Below are 20,852 nucleotides of genomic sequence, written 5' to 3' on the forward strand. Positions count from 1 at the left end.
TGGTAAGCGCTAGCAGCTATCAAAAATACCATGAACGCACAGAATCTTCTTGTTGAACTGTTTGTTGAAGAATTGCCTCCCAAGGCCTTGCAAAAGCTGGGCGATGCCTTCGCCGGCGTGTTGTTTGAGCAACTGAAAGCGCAGGGTCTGCTGGCCTCCAGCGAGTCGCGCTTGACGGCTTACGCCTCGCCCCGCCGTTTGGCTGCGCACATCACCGAAGTACTGCCCCAGGCCGAAGACAAAGCAGTGTCGCAAAAGCTCATGCCCGTGTCGGTGGGACTGGACGCCGAAGGCAAAGCCACGCCCGCGCTGCTCAAGAAGCTGGCGGCACTGGGCGCTGACGCGTCCGCCGTCGCTGGCCTGCTGCGCGAAGGTGAAGGCAAGGCCGAAGCCCTGTTCTACGCTTCCACCGTCAAGGGTGTGGTGCTGGCCGATGGCGTGCAAAAAGCACTGGACGAAGCGATCGCCAAGCTGCCCATCCCCAAGGTCATGCGCTACCAGTTGCAAGACGGCTGGACCAGCGTGAACTTTGTGCGCCCCGCCCACGGCTTGGTCGTGCTGCACGGCACGCAAGTGCTGGTCGGTGTGAAGACGCTGGGCTTGACCGCAGGCAACGCCACGCACGGTCACCGCTTTGAAGCCAAGGTCGACCCCGTCGTGGTCCACAACGCGGACAGCTACGCGGAGCAGCTGCGCGAAGAAGGCGCCGTGATCGCCAGCTTTACCGAGCGCCGTGCCGATATTGCGCGCCAGCTGCAAGCTGCTGCCGAGCATGTGGGTGGCGGTGTGCGCCCGATTGACGATGCCGCGTTGCTGGACGAAGTGACCGCGCTGGTCGAGCGCCCCAACGTGCTGGTCTGTGAATTTGAAAAAGAATTCCTGGCCGTGCCCCAGGAATGCCTGATTCTGACCATGAAGGCCAACCAGAAGTACTTCCCGCTGCTGGATGCCCAAGGCAAGCTGACCCACCAGTTCCTTATCGTCAGCAACATCAGTCCCGCGGATGCCTCCGCCGTGATCGAAGGCAACGAGCGCGTGGTGCGCCCCCGCCTGGCCGACGCCAAGTTCTTCTTTGACCAGGACCGCAAGAAAACCCTGGAAAGCCGCGTCGAAGGCTTAGGCAAGGTCGTCTACCACAACAAGCTGGGCACCCAGGGCGAACGCGTGGACCGCGTACGTGCCATTGCCAAGGCGATTGCCCAACAATTGGGTGACGCGCAACTGGTGGCACAGGCTGATCTGGCCGCCAAGCTGGCCAAGACCGACCTGGTGACCGACATGGTGGGCGAATTCCCCGAGCTGCAAGGCATCATGGGCCGCTACTACGCGCTGAATGACGGTCTGGATGAAGCTGTTGCAGACGCTATTGAAGACCACTACAAGCCCCGCTTTGCCGGTGACGAACTGCCCCGTGGCGATGCAGGCGTGGTGGTGGCGCTGGCTGACAAGCTTGAAACCTTGGTCGGCATGTTCGGCATTGGCAACCTGCCCACGGGCGACCGCGACCCCTTCGCCCTACGCCGCCATGCGCTGGGCGTGATCCGCATGCTGGTGGAAAAGAACCTGCCGCTGGAACTGCACGCCCTGCTCCAAAGCGCCGTGCCCGCCTTTGGCGACAAGATCACAGACGCCACTGCCCAGCTGGAAGACTTCTTCTTTGACCGCCTGTCCGTCAGCCTGCGCGAGCAAGGCTATACCGCCCAGGAAGTGGAAGCCGTGCTGGCCCTGCGCCCACAGCGCCTGTCGGATGTGCAAAAGCGCCTGGAAGCTGTGCGTGCTTTTGCGGCACTGCCTGAAGCACAGGCACTGGCCGCCGCCAACAAGCGCGTGAGCAATATCCTGAAAAAGGCCGAAGACGAAGTTCAAGCCCAAGTCAACGAAGCGCTGCTGGTGGAGCAGGCAGAAAAAGACCTGTTTGCAGCGCTGCAAACCGTGGCACCCAAGGCACAGCAGCAGTTTGAATCAAGCGACTACACTGCCAGCCTGCAGACCCTGGCCGCCTTGCGTGCCCCAGTGGATGCGTTCTTTGAGCATGTGATGGTGAATGCGGAGGATGCCGCTTTAAAGGCCAATCGCTTGGGCTTGCTGGCTACGCTGCATGCAGCGATGAATCGGGTGGCGGATTTGGCGAAGTTGGCGGTTTGAGCTTCAGGCTAGGTGTTGAGGAAATGAAGTGTAAACAGCTAGTTTGGTAAAAAAAGATATGAACCAGTCTATTGATGAAGGTTTTCTTGTGGCAACCAATATTAGCTGCAAATAATTTTATGAATATTACTATTGTTGGCACCGGCTACGTTGGACTTGCTAATGCAGTTCTTCTGGCTCAACACAATCAGGTTACCGCTTTGGATGTGATTCCTGAAAAAGTGGAGAAGATTAATAATCGAATTTCTCCAATTGAAGATGCTGAAATTCAGTATTATCTATCTCATCAACAACTGCAGTTAACGGCTACACTGAATAAAAAGCAAGCCTACAAAAATGCTGATTTTGTGCTGATTGCCACGCCAACGAATTATGAAGCAAAAAGCAATTATTTCGATACATCCAGTGTCGAAAGCGTTGTAGATGATATTCAAAAAATCAATCCTAAGGCCACAATTGTTATTAAGTCAACAGTGCCGGTTGGTTATACTCTGAAGCTTCGTGAAAAATATCCTGATTTGACCATTATTTTTTCGCCGGAATTCTTACGAGAGGGGAAGGCGCTTTACGACAACCTGTATCCAAGCCGTATTGTTGTTGGGTCAAACTGTGAAAAAGCTGAAATCTTCGCCAAAATTTTACAGCAGGGTGCAATAAAGCAGGATATACCTGTGCTTTTTACAAAAAGCACAGAAGCTGAAGCCATTAAGCTTTTTTCTAACACTTATCTGGCTATGCGTGTTGCTTATTTTAATGAGCTTGACACTTATGCTGCTGTACATGGGCTTGATACAAGGCAAATCATTGAAGGGGTAGGGCTGGATCCCCGTATTGGTAATCACTACAACAATCCCAGCTTTGGCTATGGCGGGTATTGCTTGCCTAAAGATACAAAACAACTATTGGCTAACTATGACAAAGTGCCTAGTAATTTAATCAAGGCTATTGTTGATTCCAATCGAACCCGTAAAGATTTCATTGCACAGGATATTATTGAACGTGCATTAATGAGCGAGTTGCATAAAACTGAAGGTAATGGTTTTCATGCTCCTCCGACTGTCGGAATTTATCGTTTGGTGATGAAGGAAGGTTCAGATAATTTCCGTGCTTCGGCGATTCAGGGTATTATGAAACGAATCAAGGCTAAGGGTATTCAGGTTGTGGTTTATGAACCGGTGCTTAAGGAGAATCACTTTTATCATTCCCCTGTCATTAATGACTTGAAGGTTTTTAAGGAAAAGAGTTGCCTAATCGTGGCTAATCGAATGACAGATGATTTGATTGATGTGAAAGAAAAAATATACACTAGAGACTTATTTAATGAAGATCTATAGAGGATGGGTTCGGAGGCTTTTGTTTTTCGTAGCATGCTAGCACCTTCTCAGCATGCACTCATTAAATAATTTCTGAACACTCTATTAATTCATGTGAGAACGGAAAATTAGTTCACTTTGTGCAAAAAATACAGGTGCTTGCGATTCGAGCTCGGAACGATGTATTAACTTCGGCGGTAGCGGAGTTCACTATAAGCCCATGAGTAATAAAGGGGCTGATATATAAGTTATGCCAACTGTAAAACTCGTCAACAACAAAACTTTTGACTGCCAGTCCGGGCAAACACTGCTCGAGGCTGCGTATGCACATGGCATTGCGCTCGAACATAGTTGCCGTACAGGCCGCTGTGGTGTCTGTAAAGCACAGATGCTCGATGGCACTACAAAGGCTATCAAAGCTGAAGAATCGCTCTGTGCAGAAGAGCAGGCTGTTGGATTCATTCTTACCTGCTGCCGGACAGCAGTTACTGACGTTTCTCTTGACATCGAAGACTTGGGCGAATTCGGCAAAATTGCAACAAGGACGCTTCCCTGTCGTATCGATAGTCTTTCGCATCTCACGGACGACGTTATCGAGGTTACACTGCGCACCCCGCCGGCGAGCCGTCTCATCTATTTGCCTGGGCAGTACATTGACGTGATTGGCAAAGACGGGTTGCGTCGCAGCTACTCGATTGCCAACGCCCCTCGCGACGACGGCAAACTCACGCTCCAGATTCGAAAGGTTCCAGGGGGCATGATGAGTCGTTACTGGTTCGAAGAAGCGCAAGCGAACGACTTATTGCGTCTGGAAGGTCCGCTCGGCACCTTCTTTCTTCGTACTTCGGATGCCTCGCAACTGGTATTGCTCGCAACTGGCACAGGCATCGCCCCCATCAGGGCGATGCTTGAACAACTCGCCGCTAAACCTGCTATGAACACGTACCGCCGGATACACGTTTACTGGGGGGGGCGCACCGAGAAAGATCTTTATTGGACGCCGGACTATTCTGTACTCCCGCTGTGTTTCGTTCCGGTTCTCTCGCGTTCACCAGACAGCACTGGGGCCAAAGGCTATGTGCAGGATGCTGTACTGGCTGACGGCATTGACCTTGCAGATGCCATCATCTACGCCTGCGGCTCCGAATCCATGATTTCCAGTGCCATGAACAAGCTCATTGCAGCTGGCCTCCGACGCAAAAACTTCTATTTTGATGCTTTTGTAAGCTCTAACTAACTTGAACCTGTAGAAAAAATGAAAGCTGTCATTCTTGCCGGCGGCCTGGGCACCCGACTCAGTGAAGAAACCAGTACACGCCCTAAACCTATGGTCGAAATAGGTGGACACCCAATCCTGTGGCACATCATGAAGATGTATTCGTCCCACGGCATCAACGACTTCGTGATCTGTTGCGGTTATAAGGGCTACGTGATCAAGGAATACTTTGCCAACTACTTCCTGCACATGTCGGACATCACGTTCAACATGCGCGATAACAGCATGGAAGTTCACAACAAACGTGCCGAGCCTTGGACTGTCACCCTCGTGGACACTGGCGACAGCTCCATGACGGGTGGTCGCCTGCGTCGGGTGCGCGACTATGTCAAGAATGAAGAAGCCTTTTGCTTCACCTATGGGGATGGCGTTGGCAACATTGACATCACAGAAACCATTCGCTTTCACAAGAAGCATGGCAAAGCCGCTACCTTGACTGCTACCTACCCTCCCGGTCGTTTCGGTGCGCTTGACGTCCGCCAGGGGCAAGTCATGAGCTTCAAGGAAAAGCCCAAAGGCGACGGTGCCATGATCAATGGTGGCTTCTTTGTGCTTAGTCCGAAAGTGCTCGACTACATCACCGATGACAGCACGATTTGGGAGCAGGAGCCGCTCAACAACCTGGCTAAGGATGGGCAGTTGATGGCTTATGAGCACTACGGTTTCTGGCAGCCCATGGATACGTTGCGTGACAAAAACCACCTTGAAGACCTCTGGAAAAGCGGTAACGCTCCCTGGAAGACATGGGACTGAGTCTTTTATGAATGTAAACGTCAATCCAGCCTTCTGGTGTGGCAAAAAGGTTTTTCTCACCGGTCATACAGGCTTCAAGGGCAGTTGGCTTTCGCTATGGCTGCAGAGCATGGGGGCTCAGGTCAAGGGCTTTGCCCTTGATGCGCCGACCGTTCCTGCGCTCTTCACCGAGGCGAAGGTTGGAGACGGCATGGAATCCCAGATCGGTGACATTCGCGATCTTGTCACCATCACTGCCAGCATGAAGGGCTTCAATCCCGACATCCTCATCCACATGGCTGCGCAGCCACTCGTACGCCTGTCTTATCGCGAACCCGTCGAGACTTACGCCATCAATGTGATGGGGACAGTACACGTGCTGGAAGCTGCGCGCCAGTGCACAAACTTGCGTGCTATCGTGAATGTCACCACGGACAAATGCTATGAAAACCGCGAGTGGGAATGGGGCTATCGTGAAAACGAACCCATGGGAGGGCACGACCCCTACAGCAACAGCAAAGGCTGTTCCGAACTTGTTACTGCAGCTTACCGTAACTCTTTCTTCAACTCGGTGGATGCTCCAGCGCTAGCCACGGCGCGCGCCGGCAACGTGATTGGTGGTGGTGACTGGGCTGAGGACCGTCTTATCCCAGACATCTTGCGCGCTTTTGAGTGCAAGCAATCCGTTGTCATTCGCAACCCACACGCGACACGCCCATGGCAGCATGTGCTTGAACCACTGAGTGGCTATCTCTTACTGGCAGAAAAACTCTACACCGAAGGCGCAGCTTTCGCACAAGGGTGGAACTTTGGGCCACGTGATGACGATGTTCAGCCGGTTGAATGGATCCTCAATCATATGGTCGCCCGCTGGGGCCAAGGTGCCTGTTGGCAACTGGATACCAGTCCACAACCTCATGAAGCGCAATTGCTAAAGCTGGATATCTCCAAAGCCCGAGCCAAGCTTAAGTGGCATCCGCGCTGGTCACTCACGAAGGCGCTGGACAGCATCGTCGACTGGCACCAAGCGTGGCTTGGTGGAGCAAATATGCACGACAAGACGCTGGAACAGATCCAGCGCCATCAGAACCACTAAGGCGGCACTACCGCCACAGCGAACAAAAAAGACCCATGACCCCAGAAACCCTTCGTCAAGAAATCAGCAAGCTCGTCGAGCAATTCGCCAGCATTACTCACACCGCCAAGCCCTTCACACCAGGTACAACGGTCATTCCACCTTCCGGCAAGGTCATCGGTGCACGTGAATTGCACCTTATGGTCGAAGCTGCGCTGGATGGCTGGTTGACAACAGGCCGTTTCAATGCCGAATTTGAGCGCAAGTTGGCAGAATTTATTGGCGTGAAGCACCTAATCACCGTCAACTCGGGATCATCCGCCAACCTTGTCGCATTTAGCACGCTTACCTCACCCAAGTTGGGCGATCGCGCAATCAAAAAGGGGGATGAAGTTATTGGCGTGGCTGCCGGCTTTCCAACTACGGTCAATCCCATTGTGCAATTTGGCGCTATACCGGTCTTTGTCGACGTCGACATGGCGACGCACAACATCAATGCAGAACTGATAGAAGCTGCCATCACACCCAAAACCAAGGCCATCATGTTGGCTCACACGTTGGGCAACCCCTTTAACCTCACCAAGGTCAAGTCCTTGTGCGACAAGTATGGTCTGTGGTTGGTGGAAGACTGCTGTGACGCCCTTGGTGCCACTTACGATGGCAAGATGGTCGGCACCTGGGGTGACATTGCCACTCTCAGTTTCTACCCTGCTCACCATATCACCATGGGTGAAGGCGGTGCAGTATTCACCAATAACAGCCAACTCAAGACCATTGCCGAATCCTTCCGTGATTGGGGGCGTGACTGCTACTGTGCACCCGGCTGCGATGACACCTGTGGCAAGCGTTTCTGCCAGAAGTTTGGCAGCTTGCCCCAAGGCTATGACCACAAGTACGTCTATGCCCATCTTGGCTACAACTTGAAGATTACCGATATGCAGGCTGCGTGCGGCCTTGCTCAACTGGAGCGTGCACCGGAGTTCATCGCAGCCCGCAAGCGCAATTTCGCGTTGCTAAAAGAGCGTCTTGCATCTCTGGGCGAATTCTTGGAGTTCACAGAGCCTACCCCCAACAGCGATCCCTCTTGGTTTGGCTTTCCTGTCACCCTCAAGGAAGCAAGCGGCGTGCAGCGCGTGGATCTGCTGAAGTTCCTTGATCAACACAAGATTGGCACCCGACTGCTGTTTGCCGGCAACCTTATTCGTCAGCCTTACTTCAAGGAAATCGAGTATCGAGTCGTCGGCGCACTTGCCAACACTGACCGCACTATGAATCAGACTTTCTGGCTTGGCGTGCAGCCCTCATTGGGTCAGGAGCACTTCGACTTTGTCGGCGATAAGCTTGAAGAGTTTTTTGGTTTGAACTTCTAATCAGGCTAGAACATAGGGGAGTCTCTCATTTTTCTTGAAATTAAAAGATCTTCCGTTGAAACTCTTTAAGTTCATTAGATTAATATTGAATAATTAAGGTCTTCAGGGATGTTCATAAAAAATGCAAATTAATGAGCTTTCACTATCTGGATGCTATCTTTTTAAGCCAGGAGCTTTCGAAGATTCACGTGGTCGTTTTGTAAAATCTTTTGTGGCATCACAGTTGAAAATCAATGGCTTGCGAACAGATTTTGTTGAGCAGTATTATTCGACCTCAAAAGCGGGGGTTATTCGTGGCATGCACTTTCAAACTCCCCCTCACGATCATGCCAAATTAGTTTACTGTGCTGCTGGCGCGGTTACTGATGTGATACTCGATCTTCGGCGTAAATCTCCTACATTTGGTAATACCTATGCGATAAATTTAACTGCTAGTTCCGGTCACGCAATATATATTGCAGCTGGGATTGCACATGGTTTCATGGCTGTGGAAGAGGGGACTATTATGGTTTATAACGTTACTTCAGAATATGCGCCAGATTACGACAAAGGGATTCGCTGGGATAGTTTCGGTTTCGAATGGGGCATTGACGCACCAATTATTTCCGAACGGGACAAGAATTTTCCTAAACTTGAAGAGTTTAAGAGCCCATTTTAAGTGAAAAATTTAATGGAACGTAGAGCACTCGTAACTGGAGCAACTGGTTATATTGGAGCCAAACTTTGTCAGCGACTTTTGGATGACGGTTGGGTGGTTAGTGTGCTCGTCCGAAATTCGGGTCGCCCGTTAGCAACATCTCTCACGGGGAGGGTAACAATTGCTATATACGATGGAAGTATAGAAAGTGTGCTGACAGCCATCCGCGAATCGAAACCGACTATTGTATTTCACTTGGCATCACTTTTTATAGCGGAGCACCACAGTGAGCAGGTCACAAATTTGATAGCCAGTAATGTTCTATTCGGAACACAGTTGGCAGAAGCCTGCGTACGAGAAGAGATAAAAAATTTTATAAATACAGGAACTTCTTGGCAGCATTATCGTAGCAATGATTATGATCCAGTATGCTTATATGCTGCAACAAAACAAGCATTTGAGGATATCCTGGATTTCTACACTGATGCATTTCCATTAAGTGCAGTCACACTCAAGCTTTTTGATACCTACGGGTATGATGACCCCCGTCCCAAGCTTATAAATTTATTGATAAAAACAGCGCTTACAAAAGATCGTCTTGGCATTTCGCCAGGCGAACAACTTGTTGATCTTGTGTATATCGATGACGTTATAAGTGCCTTTACATGCTGTGCCAAGTTGCTAGTTGATGAACCAAAGAAAGGGGGGCATGAGCGCTATGCCATTTCATCCGGTCGTTTGGTTTCGGTGCGAAAATTAGTAAAATTACTGGAAAAAATCAGTGGTCAATCCTTGAATGTGATTTCAGGAGCAAGACCTTATCGAAAAAGGGAGGTAATGGTACCGTGGCGATCAGGAAAATTACCTCCTGGATGGTTGCCTCATATTGATCTTGAAACCGGTCTACGCATTCTTTTAAATTCAACAAACTCAAGTTTAAATCATATTTTGCAACCCGGCGATATTAAAAATAATTAAAAATACTCATGAGTCTAGCGATGCGAATTTATTTTAGCGGTGTAGTCAATGGAAGCTATAGAGCTCAAAACATTTTAAAAACAATCAGTGATGCTGGTATCGCTTTTACCTACAATCCAATGACGTATTTTTCATTGGAAATGAAAAATAAATACCTGAGGAAGATTTTAAAATTTTTTTGTTTTATTTTTTTTGTGCCATTTAGATTGATATTGATTGCATATTCAACACATGTCTTTGTTCTACCAATGAATACCAACATGATGTCCATTGTGGATATTTTTGTAGGTCGGATTTTAAATAAAATAATCATAGCGGATTACTATATTAGTCAATACGATACTATCGTAAAAGATCGAAAACTCGTTTCTGAAAATTCGTTACGCGGTAGATTTGCACTCTTTAAAGATCGATTTCTGCTGAAAGCTGCAGATATTGTTATTTTCCTTAACGAATCGGAGGCCGATTATTACCAAAAAGTAGTTGGTGTCAATATTCGAAGGGAAAAGATAAGGATTATTCCTTTATGCGTAGACTATAAACGGGAAATGTTCATCTCCAACCAAAAAGACTATGAATCGTTCAACGTTTGCTGGTGGGGTACATATATTCCTCTACATGGGCTAGAGAATTTGATAAGGGCCTTTTCACATATAGGAAATGATAGAATTAAGCTATATTTATTTGGCGACTCTAATGAAAAAGCAAAACCATATGTTTCATTGATAAAAAGTCTTGAGCTGACTGATAGGGTATTCATTAATAATGATTTCCATTTTTCAAATGGAAAGCTAGCTCCAATTTTGGCCGGTACTTGTGACTTGGCAGTAGGCAATTTCGGGTCAAGCGATAAGGCTAAAACGGTGCTTGTTAATAAGCTTGTTGATGCACTTTCTTTTGGGATCCCATGTTTAACAATAAAGACAAGTGCCACAACAGAACTGTTGCCAAACAATGAAGGATTAATTATCACGGAATCAAATCCAGAAAGTATTGCATTTAAAATTGAAGAGTGTTTTAATAAAAGGTCAACTTTGAATGAAATAGGAATGTCCGGTAAGAAAAAGTATTTTGATTTGTTTTCGCCTGATATTTTCAGAATTAAACTCCTAGCAATATTGCAAGAGTGATAGTAGAGTTGAAAAATAATACATCTAACAGCCTTTATCCAGCCATAGCGAAAAGCATGCTTGGGCGTTATGCTGTGTATGCTACCAATCTGGTCTCCATGATGGTGCTTGCTCGCATCTTCACTCCCCAGGATTTCGGCACTGTTGCGGCCATCACCGTATTTTGTGCTTTGTTTCAACTGATGGCTGAGGCTGGATTAGGTCCAGCCATCATTAACGTTGAAAATTTAAGTTGCTCAGACAGGAACGGGATTTTTGGTCTGACCTTATGCGCGGGTATAGCATTGGCGCTGATCTTTGCGGCACTAGCACCTGCTTTTCTACTTTTCTATGGCCTACCACGCGTGGATGAGGTGGTTCCATATATTGCATTAACTCTTTTCTTCTTTGCAGCCAGTACGGTCCCCAATGCCCTGTTGCTCCGTGATAAGGCCTTCTTTCGCATTGCCTACGCCGGACTCATCGCTGAGATTGTTAGCACGTCTGCGGTAATAGGGCTATCGCAACTCATCGAACCACTTCATGCCCTGGCTGCAAAGAGCGCTTTCAGTGCAGTGTGCATATTTCTTGCTACATGGTATTTTTCGGAGGGAACTGAATTTGGCCGTCCTATGCCAGGTAAGAAGTTCTCAGCCATCAAACCGATACTTGGATTTACCTCTTATCAGCTCGGTTTCAATTTCATCAATTTTTTTTCACGAAATCTTGACAATATTTTGGTTGGTAAATACATGGGAGCAACAGCCTTGGGGAATTACGATAAGGCGTACCAGTTAATGAAATACCCACTGATGCTGCTGACCTTTGCAATGACCCCAGCGATTCAGCCAGTCATTCGCAAGCATGCGGGGGATCGTGAAAAGGTAGAGGCTATTCACCGCGATTTCACGTTGAAGCTCTCGCTCGTTGGTGCCGCTGCCGGACTGGGCATGTTCTTCCTGTCAGATTGGATTATTCTTATCGCCCTCGGTGAACAGTGGTTGGACGTAGCACCCATCATCCGCATCCTTGCTATTGCAATTCCTGTGCAGGTCATACTCTCGACCAGTGGCAGCTTCTTTCAGGCAATGAATCGCGCAGATTTATTGTTCATAAGCGGCACGCTATCAGCAGTGGTCATGGTCTCTGCCATAATTTTCGGTATTACCGCTCAGGATATAAATTTACTTTGCTGGTGTTTAGTAGGTGCATTTCACATTAATTTCGTACAGGCATATTACTTTATGTACCGAAAAGTTTTCTTTGCACCGCTTAGTCGTTATTTGGTGCGCATGTTGCCTGCGACAGGGGTAGTGCTGGGTATGATTTGCTACTCATTTGTGGATGGGGTCTAGGGTACTTTCGCAGAAGCCGCTTTTTTGTAAATCTTGTTGCTAAAATTTATCAATTTTATTGGGTTGTTTTTTGAGGGTATTGAATTATGCAGACTTTCCCTTGTTGTGCATTTTGACATTTTGAAGTGATCAGTATCCATCTGAAACTAGTGTAAATTATGCAAGAAATAGGATTTCCCGTACAGCAAGCTTGAGTCTCCCTTGACTCAGAATCAGATGGTTTATCGAGTGCTATTCTCAGTATGACAGACACATCACCGTAGTACTCTGAAGGTCGAAATGTTTGCAAATGCTCGTCGCAAAAGCAAGCATGATAATTTGAGAGGGCTTTTTATGTCACAAATAGTGGCATTAATTTTTTTGTTGTTTATCAATTGCTCGCATTGGCAGATGTCTTGATGAAGTAAAACAGTGGACCACCGGTACATGCCAAGATAGTTGTCGCGTCATTTATGCCGCTAGACGTATTTTTTGCGTGATGCTTTCGATCCTTTCTGGGTTCAAGGCGACAGCTTCGATGGGCTGCCAATTTCTGGTGTGACGGCTCCATCAGGCAGGTCGGTTTTGCTTGGCTTGTTCATAGACCTGATGGTGATGAGCCAAGATAGCTTTGTCTTGACCCGTATGGCGCTGCTGCGGTGTCACAAACTGAATGCCGCTGTGGCGGTGCTCATGGTTGTACCAGTGCACAAACTCTGCCGCCCACTGCCGTGCGCTGGCTAAATCACAGAACCCTCGAGCTGGATATTCGGTACATGTCAAGATAGTTGTCGCGTCATTTATGCCGCTAGACGTATTTTTTGCGTGATGCTTTCGATCCGTTTGTCCGTGGGCACGCAGCACCCGTGCAAAGCTCGATTCGCTGGCGATATAACGCCCTTCATCGGCAAGCATGGGCACGATGCGCGATGGCGGCATATCCGCAAATCTCGGTTCATTGGCCACACGCAAGATTTCCTGGCGCTCTTCCTGCGTCAGTGCGTGTGCAGGCGTTGGTCGCTGGCAATGTTTACGCTGATCTTCCTGTAAGGCCAGCCCTGTGCTGCGCCAACGCTGCAGCGTGCGCACATCAATGCCAGCCACTTCACACGCAGGGCGCAACCTCGCTCCTTCACGGTGTGCCTGATCAATGTCCCGGACCAGTCGTTGGCGATGATCCAAGGGAATCATTCTTCCCCGTCCTCTCGCATCATCGCCTCGAGTTTTTTGACAGCACCAGCAGCGCTGCGGGTTCTGCCAAGGCCTTTTCTTTGCGCCGCAACTCTCGCTCCAGCGATTGAATCAGTTTGCGGTCTTGCTTGCGGGTGTTTTGCAGTGCGGCTGCACCATCACCTGACAGCCCTTGCTGAGCCTGGAGCTTCCACTGCTCCAGCTCCTGGGGATACACCCCATGGCTGCGGCACCATTCATTTTTGCTTTGTTCGTCCATCGCAGCGGTGATCAGCAATGCATCAAAGCGAGCAGCAGGCGTCCACTCCTGCGTTTTAGAAGGCTGGGCCAACGCTTCGCTGAGCCACCGCTCCAACGTTGATTCACTAACACCCGTTTGCAACGACACCTGCTGCAAGGAGGCACTTTCGGGAGGCAGTAACTTCGCCACCACGCTATCTTTGAAGGCTTGTCCGTATCGAGCCACTTGTTCCTCTGTTCGTTTCGCCCCTGATCATTCGATTTATATCGAGGCGACAACTATTCTGACTCAGGGGGCAAAGCTTGAGGCAAGTCCTCCCATGCAATGCCAGTTTGCAGAACAAACAAGATGCCATTGAGGGCGGACTCATCACTGATAGTGCGCTTGCGACGACCGCCTTTGCGTGATGGAACGAAGGGTGGAATGAGGGGTTCGAGTTGTTGCCACAACTCTTTACTGACGGGAGCCCGAGACATACGGCTGCGAAGCATAAATGCTTCGCAGCACTTCAACAGGAAGTTGTGTTAGCGGCTCTAAGTCTAGGGAGTACAGTAGCAAATTATGGATTAATTTTTTCACAAATTTTTTTATAAAAGAATTGAACTGTCAAAAAGATACCCCATTTTTTTCTAAAAATAAAATCAAGGCAAGACAATACATCTTTTTTTCTTTTAACAAAAAACAGATAGTTTAACAATATATTTTTTCTTTGTTTTTGGTTAAATAATTTTTTATTAATCAGATAAAGATTTCTATATGCCTGCAAAAAACTCTGGTTATTACTAACTCTTTCAATAGAATTGTCGTGATTCATTACATATGAAACATCTCCATCCCTAAAAAAATTACCATACCTACTACAAACCCGTTGCCACAAATCCCAATCCTGAAGTTTCTTTCTTTTTACATCAAAAAGGCCTGCTTCAAGCAGTCTAGTTTTATAAGTAAATATTTGATTAGATGCCGAATTGTAAAACATCAAATTTTCCAAATCCAATATTTTATTTCTCACCGGATACTGAATCAACGACCTAGAATCTGAATATTGATTTGAAAAATTAGCGCATAAAAATGAATATTTATCATCCCATTGAGCGACAAATTTTTCTATTCTATCTTCTTTGAAATAATCATCATCATCCAAACCCGTCACAAAAATTCCAGAGGCAGCAAATATACATCTGTTCCTAGAAAAGCAAGCACCTTTAGAAACTTCATTTCTGAAAAATTTAAAATTATCAAACTTTAATGAATATTCTTGAAGTAGTTTCTGCGTATCATCGGTTGAAGCATCATCACACACAATAATTTCTATATTAGAGTATGTTTGCTTGAGGCACGAATCAATTGCCACTCTTAATGATTTACATCTATTTTTAGTCGGTATGTATATAGTAACCAATGGAGAATTTTTCATATTTAACACACTTTGAATTGTCGGATTCAAGACCGAAGTGCAACACCCGGTCCCGGACCAGTTTCTGGCGGTGATCCAAGGGAATCATTCTTCCCCGTCCTCTCGCATCATCGCCTCGAGTTTTTTTGACAGCACCAGCAGCGCTGCCGTCTCCGCCAAGGCTTTCTCTTTACGCCGCAATTCACGCTCCAGCGCCTGTATGCGTTTGCGATCTTGCTTGCGTGTGCTGGCACTGCTATTAGATGCCTGAGCGCCTAAGCCTTGCTCTGCACTGAGCCGCCACTGCTCCTGCTCCTGCGGATAAATCCCATGGCTGCGACACCATTCGTTTTTGCTGTGCTCGTCCATGGCAGCTGTGGTCAGCAGCGCATTAAAGCGGGCAGCCGGTGTCCATTGCATCACTTGCGTCGGCTTGGTCAAGGCATCACTGAGCCAACGCTCCAACGTGGATTCACTCACCCCAGTTTGCAGCGAGACCTGCTGCAAACTGGCGCTTTCCGGTGGTAGCAACTTCGCCACCACGCTATCTTTGAAGGCTTGTCCGTATCGAGCCACTTGTTTCCTCTGCAGTCTTCGCCCCTGTCCATTCGATTTCTATCGAGGCGACAACTATTCTGACTCAGGGGGCCTGTGCAGAAACCGCTGGGTCAATACATGTCCGTATCGAGCCACTTGTTTCCTCTACTGTCTTCGCCCCTGTTCATTCGATTTCTATCGAGGCGACAACTATTCTGACTCAGGGGGGCAACTATATAATTATTGAACCTATCGTGCAGAGTATTTTTTTTCATTATTGAATCATTGAAAATATAATTGTATATAAAAACTATTGCAAATACTCCAGTACTGCTTAAGAGTAGTGGATTTGTTCCGATTACAAAAATAAATATTAGCCATGGAAAGAGGTAGATTGATTTTGTTTTTTTTAGTTTTAACAATGGGTATACTAATATTAATATTATTACTGATGCCCCTAATATACCGTATATTCTTAATAGTTCAAAATACGTTAGTTCAAAACTATATCCTATTTCATTAGTCCCTATAGAAAACATGCCAGATCCTGCTCCATATCCAAAAATAAGTAAAGGTAATGAGTTTTCAAAAAGGGATAAGTATGATAAAAAATGCCCGATTTTGATAGAGTTTGAAAGCTCATCTGGGGATAAGAATCTGTCGTAAATTATATTTATGTTATATATAACAAATGTCAATAAAAATAAAAATAAAAATGTAATAATAGCATATTTTGTAAGTCTACTTAAATTATCATTAATTTTGTAGTATAGAAAAACAATAATAAGAGAAATCGAGGCGAGCATATTTGCTCTGGTTCCGCTAATGAATATAGTGAAAACTGTAAGTATAAATAATATTAAAGATGGAAAGTTATTTGCTTTTAATAAGTGTCCGGCCAATATTATTAGTAAGACAGATGTTTTCCAGTAAATCATTGGTAATAAAATATCGCCAAATGTTCTGTAGCCAATCAAGGCGACTTGAGCATCATAGTTAAAATATTGTATAAATGGCGCGAAAAAATCCTGAAATAATAAGGTGAGAGTTATTATTGACAATAAAAAAAATAGTAGAATATAGGTTGAATTTAAGAATATCTTTGTGAAATTTATTTTTGCACCAACTACCATTGGTAGGAGAATGGTAGGTATGAATATGCTTGCATAATAGATTGCATACTCTTGAGAGTAGAATTGATCTACGAAAACTCCTTGAAAAAAAGCAAGCGAAGAAACTAATAGAAGTAAAAATGGTACTAATAGGTGTTTTTTATGGATTTTTATTTTTTTGGTAATTATTCCTAGGGTTAGTGTTATTATGCTGCATAAGAAGCTTGCTTTTTTTATTCCAAATAAATTGTCAGTTGGATCGATGGTTATAGATAAAAGAGTCAATGAAATAAAAAAAACGGATATTTTTGAATATATATTTATTGGCATATAATGCTAATTTTTTTGTAAATAAAAAATAGAAATCCTTTGCCAGTGGATAAATTAAATTGTTTAAAGGATGAGGCTATGTTTTTATATAAGATTTTTGGTTTTTTTATTTTTAGAAGGATGGATGATAGGTTGTGCTTTTTGGCGCCGATAGTATTATTGTCATGTTGACGATAGAGTATGGTAGGGGCGTCTAAAAAAACAACGCGCCCATTATTTTTGAAAGTTTCTATACAGAGCCACCAATCATGCATTAATGCTTCTGATGGAAATGTTAATTTTTTTAGCAAGGCATTATTGAACATCACGGTACAACCTGTCACTGCATTGTGAGCTGCTGCATCATAAATCGTTTTTGGAACTTTAAGTCTCTGATAGGTAATCATAGATTCCGATATGACTTTCAAATTCTTGTCGACTACTTTTAAATCTGTGAATAATAAAATTGCTTGATCTTGATTATTGATCGAAAGAATTTTTTCTAATGATAATTCTATCTTATTGGGGAGCCAGATATCATCTTGGTCCGAGAACATTAAATATTTAGCAGTTGCATGTTTTAGCAGATGAAAGAAATTGTTTTTGGCTCCGCCTGTTCTTATGTCATCATGAATTATTTTTATTTTTTCTGGAAATTTATTGCAGTATCTATTTAATATTTCTAGAGTTCCGTCTGATGAGCCGTCATCATGAATAATTAGTTGCCAATTATTATAACTTTGACTTAGGATGGATTCAATTTGTGCCTCTAAGTATTTTTCTCCATTATAAGTGGCCATTAAAATTTCAATTTTATGCATTTTTTTGGATTTTAAATAAATAAAGGAGGGCTAGTATTATTGCTTCTTTATGATTTCTTCGATATGCAAAAGGATTTTTTAGTACCAATATATTTAGTTTTCTAATTTGTTTTTCGTCTATGTTGATGGATTTTAATATTTCAAGGAGTTCTTTATTGAAGCTTCCAGATTTGATTTTTTTAAACCTTTTGATATATTGCTGGAGGCCAATATTGGCTCCAATTTGATTTTTTTGGTGTTGTCTGTAGTATATGTTGGGTTGATTATCAATGTGCCATTTGAAGTTATTTGCTCTAGCAAATGCATAGATATACCAATCGTGATGGTATGGTGGATTTATTAAATTGTATAATTCTCTTTGGATTGAGAGTGTTAGTTTTTTTGTCAATATATAAGTGCATCCAGGACCGGCAGGCTCGAAGTAGTAATCATATTTCTTTTGTGGATAAGATTTTTTGATAATTTTATTTTTGCGATCTCCAGCGTCCCAAAAACACTCAACATCACTAGAATATCCGAAAGCTCGCTCCTCCTCTAGGAGCTGAATGCCACGAATAATTTTTGCTGGCTTCCATATATCATCTTGGTCAGATAAGGCAATAAAATCAAATTCTTCAAAATCTACATTTTTAATAAGATAGTAAAAATTCTTCCCTGCAGAACCAAAGCGTTCTTTGCTTTCATTAATAATGAAAATGTTCTTGTATATTTTTTGAAGTTTCTCGCAAATTTCTAAGGTTCTATCTGTTGATGCGTCGATGCTGATGTATATATAAATATCTACATCAACTTGGTTGACGATAGATTCAATTTGCTCTTGAATATATTTTTCGCCGTTATAGGCAGCAAGCAAAACGGCTACTTTGGGTAATTGTTTGGTTTTCATTTCTTTGGCACCCACCTAAAAAAAGCCAACTTACTATACATAGTCAGATAAACCAGAGTGCTGACCAGTAGCAGCACAGCACACAACCATGTGTACTGATAGCTAAAAACCGCTGCCATACAGGGAATGGCTGCATACAGCCACAGAAAAGGCGAGGTAAAACCGTTTTGCAGTGTTTTGGAAAAGTTGCCAAATAAGTGGCGTGCCCAGCGCTTGTTGGTCAGGCTATGCAGGTGAAAGGCATCTGGCTGTGTGGCATCACAGTTAGTGCGTAAAAACTTGCGGCGATAAATACTGAACAGCACTTCAATAATGGGGTACGAACAAATCAGCAAACTGGCCCAAGGCGACACCTGTGCATTGCGTGCTGGTAGCAAAATGGCAAGCCAGGCCAACGTAAAGCCCAGAAAATACGCGCCACCATCACCCAGAAAAATTTTGCCAAAGGGCCAGTTCACCAGAAAAAAGCCCAGCACTGCGCTCGCAATAATCAGACAGGTAAAGGCCAGGGGGATGTCGCCTACCCCACGTGCAATCAGGCCAAAGGCGGTGAGCATGATGAGTGCAACACCCGCTGTCAGGCCATTAAAGCCGTCAATGATATTGATGGCATTGGCTACGCCCCCAACGGCAAAGGCAGTAAAGAGTACGGATATGGCAGTAAAGCCCAGCAGCCAGTCCACGCCCCAGATATCTACGCTGGTAAGCGAAACACCCGTAATGCCCCAGCCCAGCAGGCCAGAGGCCATGGTGGCCAGCAGGCGGGTTTTGACGGAGACTTTTTTGGTGATGTCTTCCAGCAGGCCAAAGATAAAGGCGGGCATGCCTGCCATCAAAATAGCACTAAGGATTTGACGTTTTTCTGCTGCGGCTGGGTCGTGGCTGGAAGCGGCATAGCCTGCCAGCACACCCACGACCAGCGCAATGCCTGCAATGCGCGGGGTGGGCGCGGTATGGAACTTTTGCACGCCGGTGCTGGAATCCATAGAGAAGGCTCCGTGCCACTTCTTGGTACCGACGAGTAATAGACAGGTGAGGAAAGAGGCGATGGCGGCAATGAGGGCATCAAAGCGTGCCAACTCTAGCGGAGAGAAGTGACTGAAGAACATGTGGGGGCGTAGCTATGTGTGCCACCAGCGTGGACTGGGGCACAATGCAAAGTTTGTTTGACTTTATTGTCCCATGTACTGCTGGTAGATGACCATGACAACCCTTTCCCACATCACCCCCCGCGACAAAGCAGAGATTCTGGCGCAGGCGCTGCCTTACATCCGCAAGTTCCATGGCAAGACCATGGTGATCAAGTATGGCGGCAATGCCATGACCGACCCTGCGCTGCAGGCGGACTTTGCCGAAGATGTGGTGCTTTTGAAGTTGGTGGGGATCAACCCGGTGGTGGTGCATGGCGGGGGCCCGCAGATTGAAACCGCACTGAACCGATTGGGCAAGAAGGGCGAATTCATCCAGGGCATGCGCGTGACCGACGCGGAGACCATGGAAGTGGTGGAGTGGGTGCTGGCCGGTGAGGTGCAGCAGGACATCGTGGGCCTGATTCACCAGGCAGGCGGTAAGGCTGTGGGCTTGACGGGGCGTGATGGCGGGCTGATTCGCGCCAAGAAGCTGAAGATGGTGGATAACAGAGATCCATCCATCGAACACGACGTGGGTCAGGTGGGCGATATTGTGGCGATTGACCCCAGCGTGGTGCAGGCGCTACAAGATGATGCCTTCATTCCGGTGATTAGCCCCATCGGCTTTGGCGAAGAGAACGAGAGCTACAACATCAATGCCGACGTGGTGGCCAGCAAGCTGGCGACGGTGCTGCAGGCTGAAAAACTGGTGCTGCTGACCAATACCCCCGGCGTTTTGGACAAGGGCGGCAATTTGTTGACCGATCTGACTGCGCGTGAAATTGATGGTCTGTTTGCGGATGGCACCATCTCTGGCGGCATGTTGCCCAAGATCAGCGGTGCGCTCGATGCTGCCAAGGCGGGCGTGAATGCCGTGCATATCATTGATGGCCGCGTGCCGCATTCGATGCTGCTGGAGATCCTGACCGATCAGGCTTACGGCACCATGATCCGCAGCCACTGATTGACTTAATGCATTCTTAAAAACGCTGAGCGCCCCAAGCCTCAGCGTTTTTTCATGGGCGGCTCAAATTCCAAATAGTCACGGCAGTGACAAAAACTCACTAATATGGCTGCTGAAAACGGGAAAGCAGTTCCGCGTGCGGATTGCAGCATCGAAGACCCGCACATACCACCCTGGATGCGTCGTGACTTTGCCTGGACGTACTTTGGTACTGAAGGCGGCTTCGCGTTTCGTCTCCATCGCAAATCCAAGATTTGCTGGGTGGGGTATGAGCGGCTCAAAAGCAAGTGCAGAGC

At 46.4% G+C, this 20,852-nt stretch carries 16 protein-coding genes and 3 pseudogenes; 11 read left to right on the forward strand and 8 right to left on the reverse strand.

The genetic code is table 11. The features are described from left to right. Positions 1-30: 30 nt before the first annotated feature. From glyS to QEP12_RS00895, 10 genes are all read left to right on the forward strand, one after another. Positions 31-2,145, forward strand: coding sequence for a glycine--tRNA ligase subunit beta (gene glyS, locus QEP12_RS00850; RefSeq protein WP_284213068.1), 2,115 nt, complete (start codon positions 31-33; stop codon positions 2,143-2,145). Between the two features lie 119 nt (positions 2,146-2,264). After that, positions 2,265-3,479, forward strand: coding sequence for a nucleotide sugar dehydrogenase (locus QEP12_RS00855; protein WP_284213148.1), 1,215 nt, complete (start codon positions 2,265-2,267; stop codon positions 3,477-3,479). Positions 3,480-3,708: 229 nt separating this feature from the next. Further along, complete coding sequence (locus QEP12_RS00860) at positions 3,709-4,695, forward strand: FAD-binding oxidoreductase (RefSeq protein ID WP_174862434.1); 987 nt, start codon at positions 3,709-3,711, stop codon at positions 4,693-4,695. Between the two features lie 18 nt (positions 4,696-4,713). Then, the gene (gene rfbF / locus QEP12_RS00865; RefSeq protein ID WP_174862435.1) at positions 4,714-5,487 is read left to right on the forward strand and encodes a glucose-1-phosphate cytidylyltransferase; all 774 of its coding nucleotides are present in this window, start codon (positions 4,714-4,716) and stop codon (positions 5,485-5,487) included. Positions 5,488-5,494: 7 nt separating this feature from the next. Beyond that, positions 5,495-6,562, forward strand: coding sequence for a CDP-glucose 4,6-dehydratase (rfbG, locus tag QEP12_RS00870; RefSeq protein ID WP_284213069.1), 1,068 nt, complete (start codon positions 5,495-5,497; stop codon positions 6,560-6,562). A gap of 35 nt (positions 6,563-6,597) precedes the next feature. After that, positions 6,598-7,911: a lipopolysaccharide biosynthesis protein RfbH gene (gene rfbH, locus QEP12_RS00875; protein WP_284213070.1), complete on the forward strand. Its 1,314-nt coding sequence runs from the start codon at positions 6,598-6,600 to the stop codon at positions 7,909-7,911. A gap of 121 nt (positions 7,912-8,032) precedes the next feature. Beyond that, the gene (gene rfbC, locus QEP12_RS00880) at positions 8,033-8,569 is read left to right on the forward strand and encodes a dTDP-4-dehydrorhamnose 3,5-epimerase (protein WP_284213071.1); all 537 of its coding nucleotides are present in this window, start codon (positions 8,033-8,035) and stop codon (positions 8,567-8,569) included. Then, positions 8,570-9,526 (forward strand): NAD-dependent epimerase/dehydratase family protein, encoded by a 957-nt coding sequence (locus QEP12_RS00885; RefSeq protein WP_284213072.1) that lies wholly within the window; start codon positions 8,570-8,572, stop codon positions 9,524-9,526. Between the two features lie 8 nt (positions 9,527-9,534). Continuing rightward, positions 9,535-10,656: a glycosyltransferase gene (locus QEP12_RS00890; protein WP_284213073.1), complete on the forward strand. Its 1,122-nt coding sequence runs from the start codon at positions 9,535-9,537 to the stop codon at positions 10,654-10,656. An 8-nt stretch (positions 10,657-10,664) separates the two neighbouring features. Beyond that, positions 10,665-11,990 (forward strand): lipopolysaccharide biosynthesis protein, encoded by a 1,326-nt coding sequence (locus QEP12_RS00895; protein ID WP_174862438.1) that lies wholly within the window; start codon positions 10,665-10,667, stop codon positions 11,988-11,990. A 450-nt stretch (positions 11,991-12,440) separates the two neighbouring features. On the opposite strand, the pseudogene QEP12_RS00900 reads toward QEP12_RS00895, so the two are convergent. The 8 genes and pseudogenes from QEP12_RS00900 to QEP12_RS00935 all read right to left on the reverse strand — a co-directional run bounded on the left by QEP12_RS00900 (position 12,441) and on the right by QEP12_RS00935 (position 19,448). Next, positions 12,441-13,626, reverse strand: a pseudogene (locus tag QEP12_RS00900) (helix-turn-helix domain-containing protein). A 71-nt stretch (positions 13,627-13,697) separates the two neighbouring features. Continuing rightward, positions 13,698-13,892: pseudogene (locus tag QEP12_RS00905) on the reverse strand (transposase); the annotation flags it as partial. 68 nt (positions 13,893-13,960) lie between these two features. After that, positions 13,961-14,818 carry a glycosyltransferase family 2 protein gene (locus QEP12_RS00910; RefSeq protein ID WP_284213074.1) on the reverse strand — a complete coding sequence of 286 codons (858 nt, stop codon included), beginning with the start codon at positions 14,816-14,818 and terminating at the stop codon, positions 13,961-13,963. Positions 14,819-14,870: 52 nt separating this feature from the next. Continuing rightward, positions 14,871-15,373: pseudogene (locus QEP12_RS00915) on the reverse strand (IS3-like element ISAzo10 family transposase); the annotation flags it as partial. Positions 15,374-15,465: 92 nt separating this feature from the next. Further along, complete coding sequence (locus QEP12_RS00920) at positions 15,466-16,776, reverse strand: hypothetical protein (protein ID WP_284213075.1); 1,311 nt, start codon at positions 16,774-16,776, stop codon at positions 15,466-15,468. Beyond that, positions 16,767-17,576 (reverse strand): glycosyltransferase family 2 protein, encoded by an 810-nt coding sequence (locus tag QEP12_RS00925; protein ID WP_284213076.1) that lies wholly within the window; start codon positions 17,574-17,576, stop codon positions 16,767-16,769. Before QEP12_RS00925 ends, QEP12_RS00920 begins: the two co-directional genes overlap by 10 nt. Then, entirely contained in the window at positions 17,569-18,462 is an 894-nt protein-coding gene (locus QEP12_RS00930) for a glycosyltransferase (protein ID WP_284213077.1), read from the reverse strand. The genes QEP12_RS00925 and QEP12_RS00930 overlap by 8 nt, the downstream gene beginning before the upstream one ends. After that, complete coding sequence (locus tag QEP12_RS00935) at positions 18,459-19,448, reverse strand: MraY family glycosyltransferase (RefSeq protein WP_284213078.1); 990 nt, start codon at positions 19,446-19,448, stop codon at positions 18,459-18,461. The genes QEP12_RS00930 and QEP12_RS00935 overlap by 4 nt, the downstream gene beginning before the upstream one ends. A gap of 217 nt (positions 19,449-19,665) precedes the next feature. Between QEP12_RS00935 and argB the strand changes: the two genes are divergently transcribed. Next, on the forward strand, positions 19,666-20,556 hold the full coding sequence (argB, locus tag QEP12_RS00940) for an acetylglutamate kinase (protein ID WP_284213079.1): 891 nt from the start codon (positions 19,666-19,668) through the stop codon (positions 20,554-20,556). Positions 20,557-20,852 lie beyond the last annotated feature (296 nt).

Source organism: Comamonas jiangduensis (assembly GCF_030162955.1).
GTDB lineage: Bacteria > Pseudomonadota > Gammaproteobacteria > Burkholderiales > Burkholderiaceae_C > Comamonas > Comamonas jiangduensis.

Coding starts and splice junctions, on each gene's coding strand:
- QEP12_RS00910 (WP_284213074.1), bottom strand. CDS start 14,818: ATGAAAAATTCTCCATTGGTTACTATATACATACCGACTAAAAATAGA.
- rfbG (WP_284213069.1), top strand. CDS start 5,495: ATGAATGTAAACGTCAATCCAGCCTTCTGGTGTGGCAAAAAGGTTTTT.
- rfbF (WP_174862435.1), top strand. CDS start 4,714: ATGAAAGCTGTCATTCTTGCCGGCGGCCTGGGCACCCGACTCAGTGAA.
- QEP12_RS00860 (WP_174862434.1), top strand. CDS start 3,709: ATGCCAACTGTAAAACTCGTCAACAACAAAACTTTTGACTGCCAGTCC.
- QEP12_RS00890 (WP_284213073.1), top strand. CDS start 9,535: ATGAGTCTAGCGATGCGAATTTATTTTAGCGGTGTAGTCAATGGAAGC.
- QEP12_RS00855 (WP_284213148.1), top strand. CDS start 2,265: ATGAATATTACTATTGTTGGCACCGGCTACGTTGGACTTGCTAATGCA.
- QEP12_RS00920 (WP_284213075.1), bottom strand. CDS start 16,776: ATGCCAATAAATATATATTCAAAAATATCCGTTTTTTTTATTTCATTG.
- rfbH (WP_284213070.1), top strand. CDS start 6,598: ATGACCCCAGAAACCCTTCGTCAAGAAATCAGCAAGCTCGTCGAGCAA.
- glyS (WP_284213068.1), top strand. CDS start 31: ATGAACGCACAGAATCTTCTTGTTGAACTGTTTGTTGAAGAATTGCCT.
- argB (WP_284213079.1), top strand. CDS start 19,666: ATGACAACCCTTTCCCACATCACCCCCCGCGACAAAGCAGAGATTCTG.
- QEP12_RS00930 (WP_284213077.1), bottom strand. CDS start 18,462: ATGAAAACCAAACAATTACCCAAAGTAGCCGTTTTGCTTGCTGCCTAT.
- QEP12_RS00935 (WP_284213078.1), bottom strand. CDS start 19,448: ATGGATTCCAGCACCGGCGTGCAAAAGTTCCATACCGCGCCCACCCCG.
- rfbC (WP_284213071.1), top strand. CDS start 8,033: ATGCAAATTAATGAGCTTTCACTATCTGGATGCTATCTTTTTAAGCCA.
- QEP12_RS00925 (WP_284213076.1), bottom strand. CDS start 17,576: ATGCATAAAATTGAAATTTTAATGGCCACTTATAATGGAGAAAAATAC.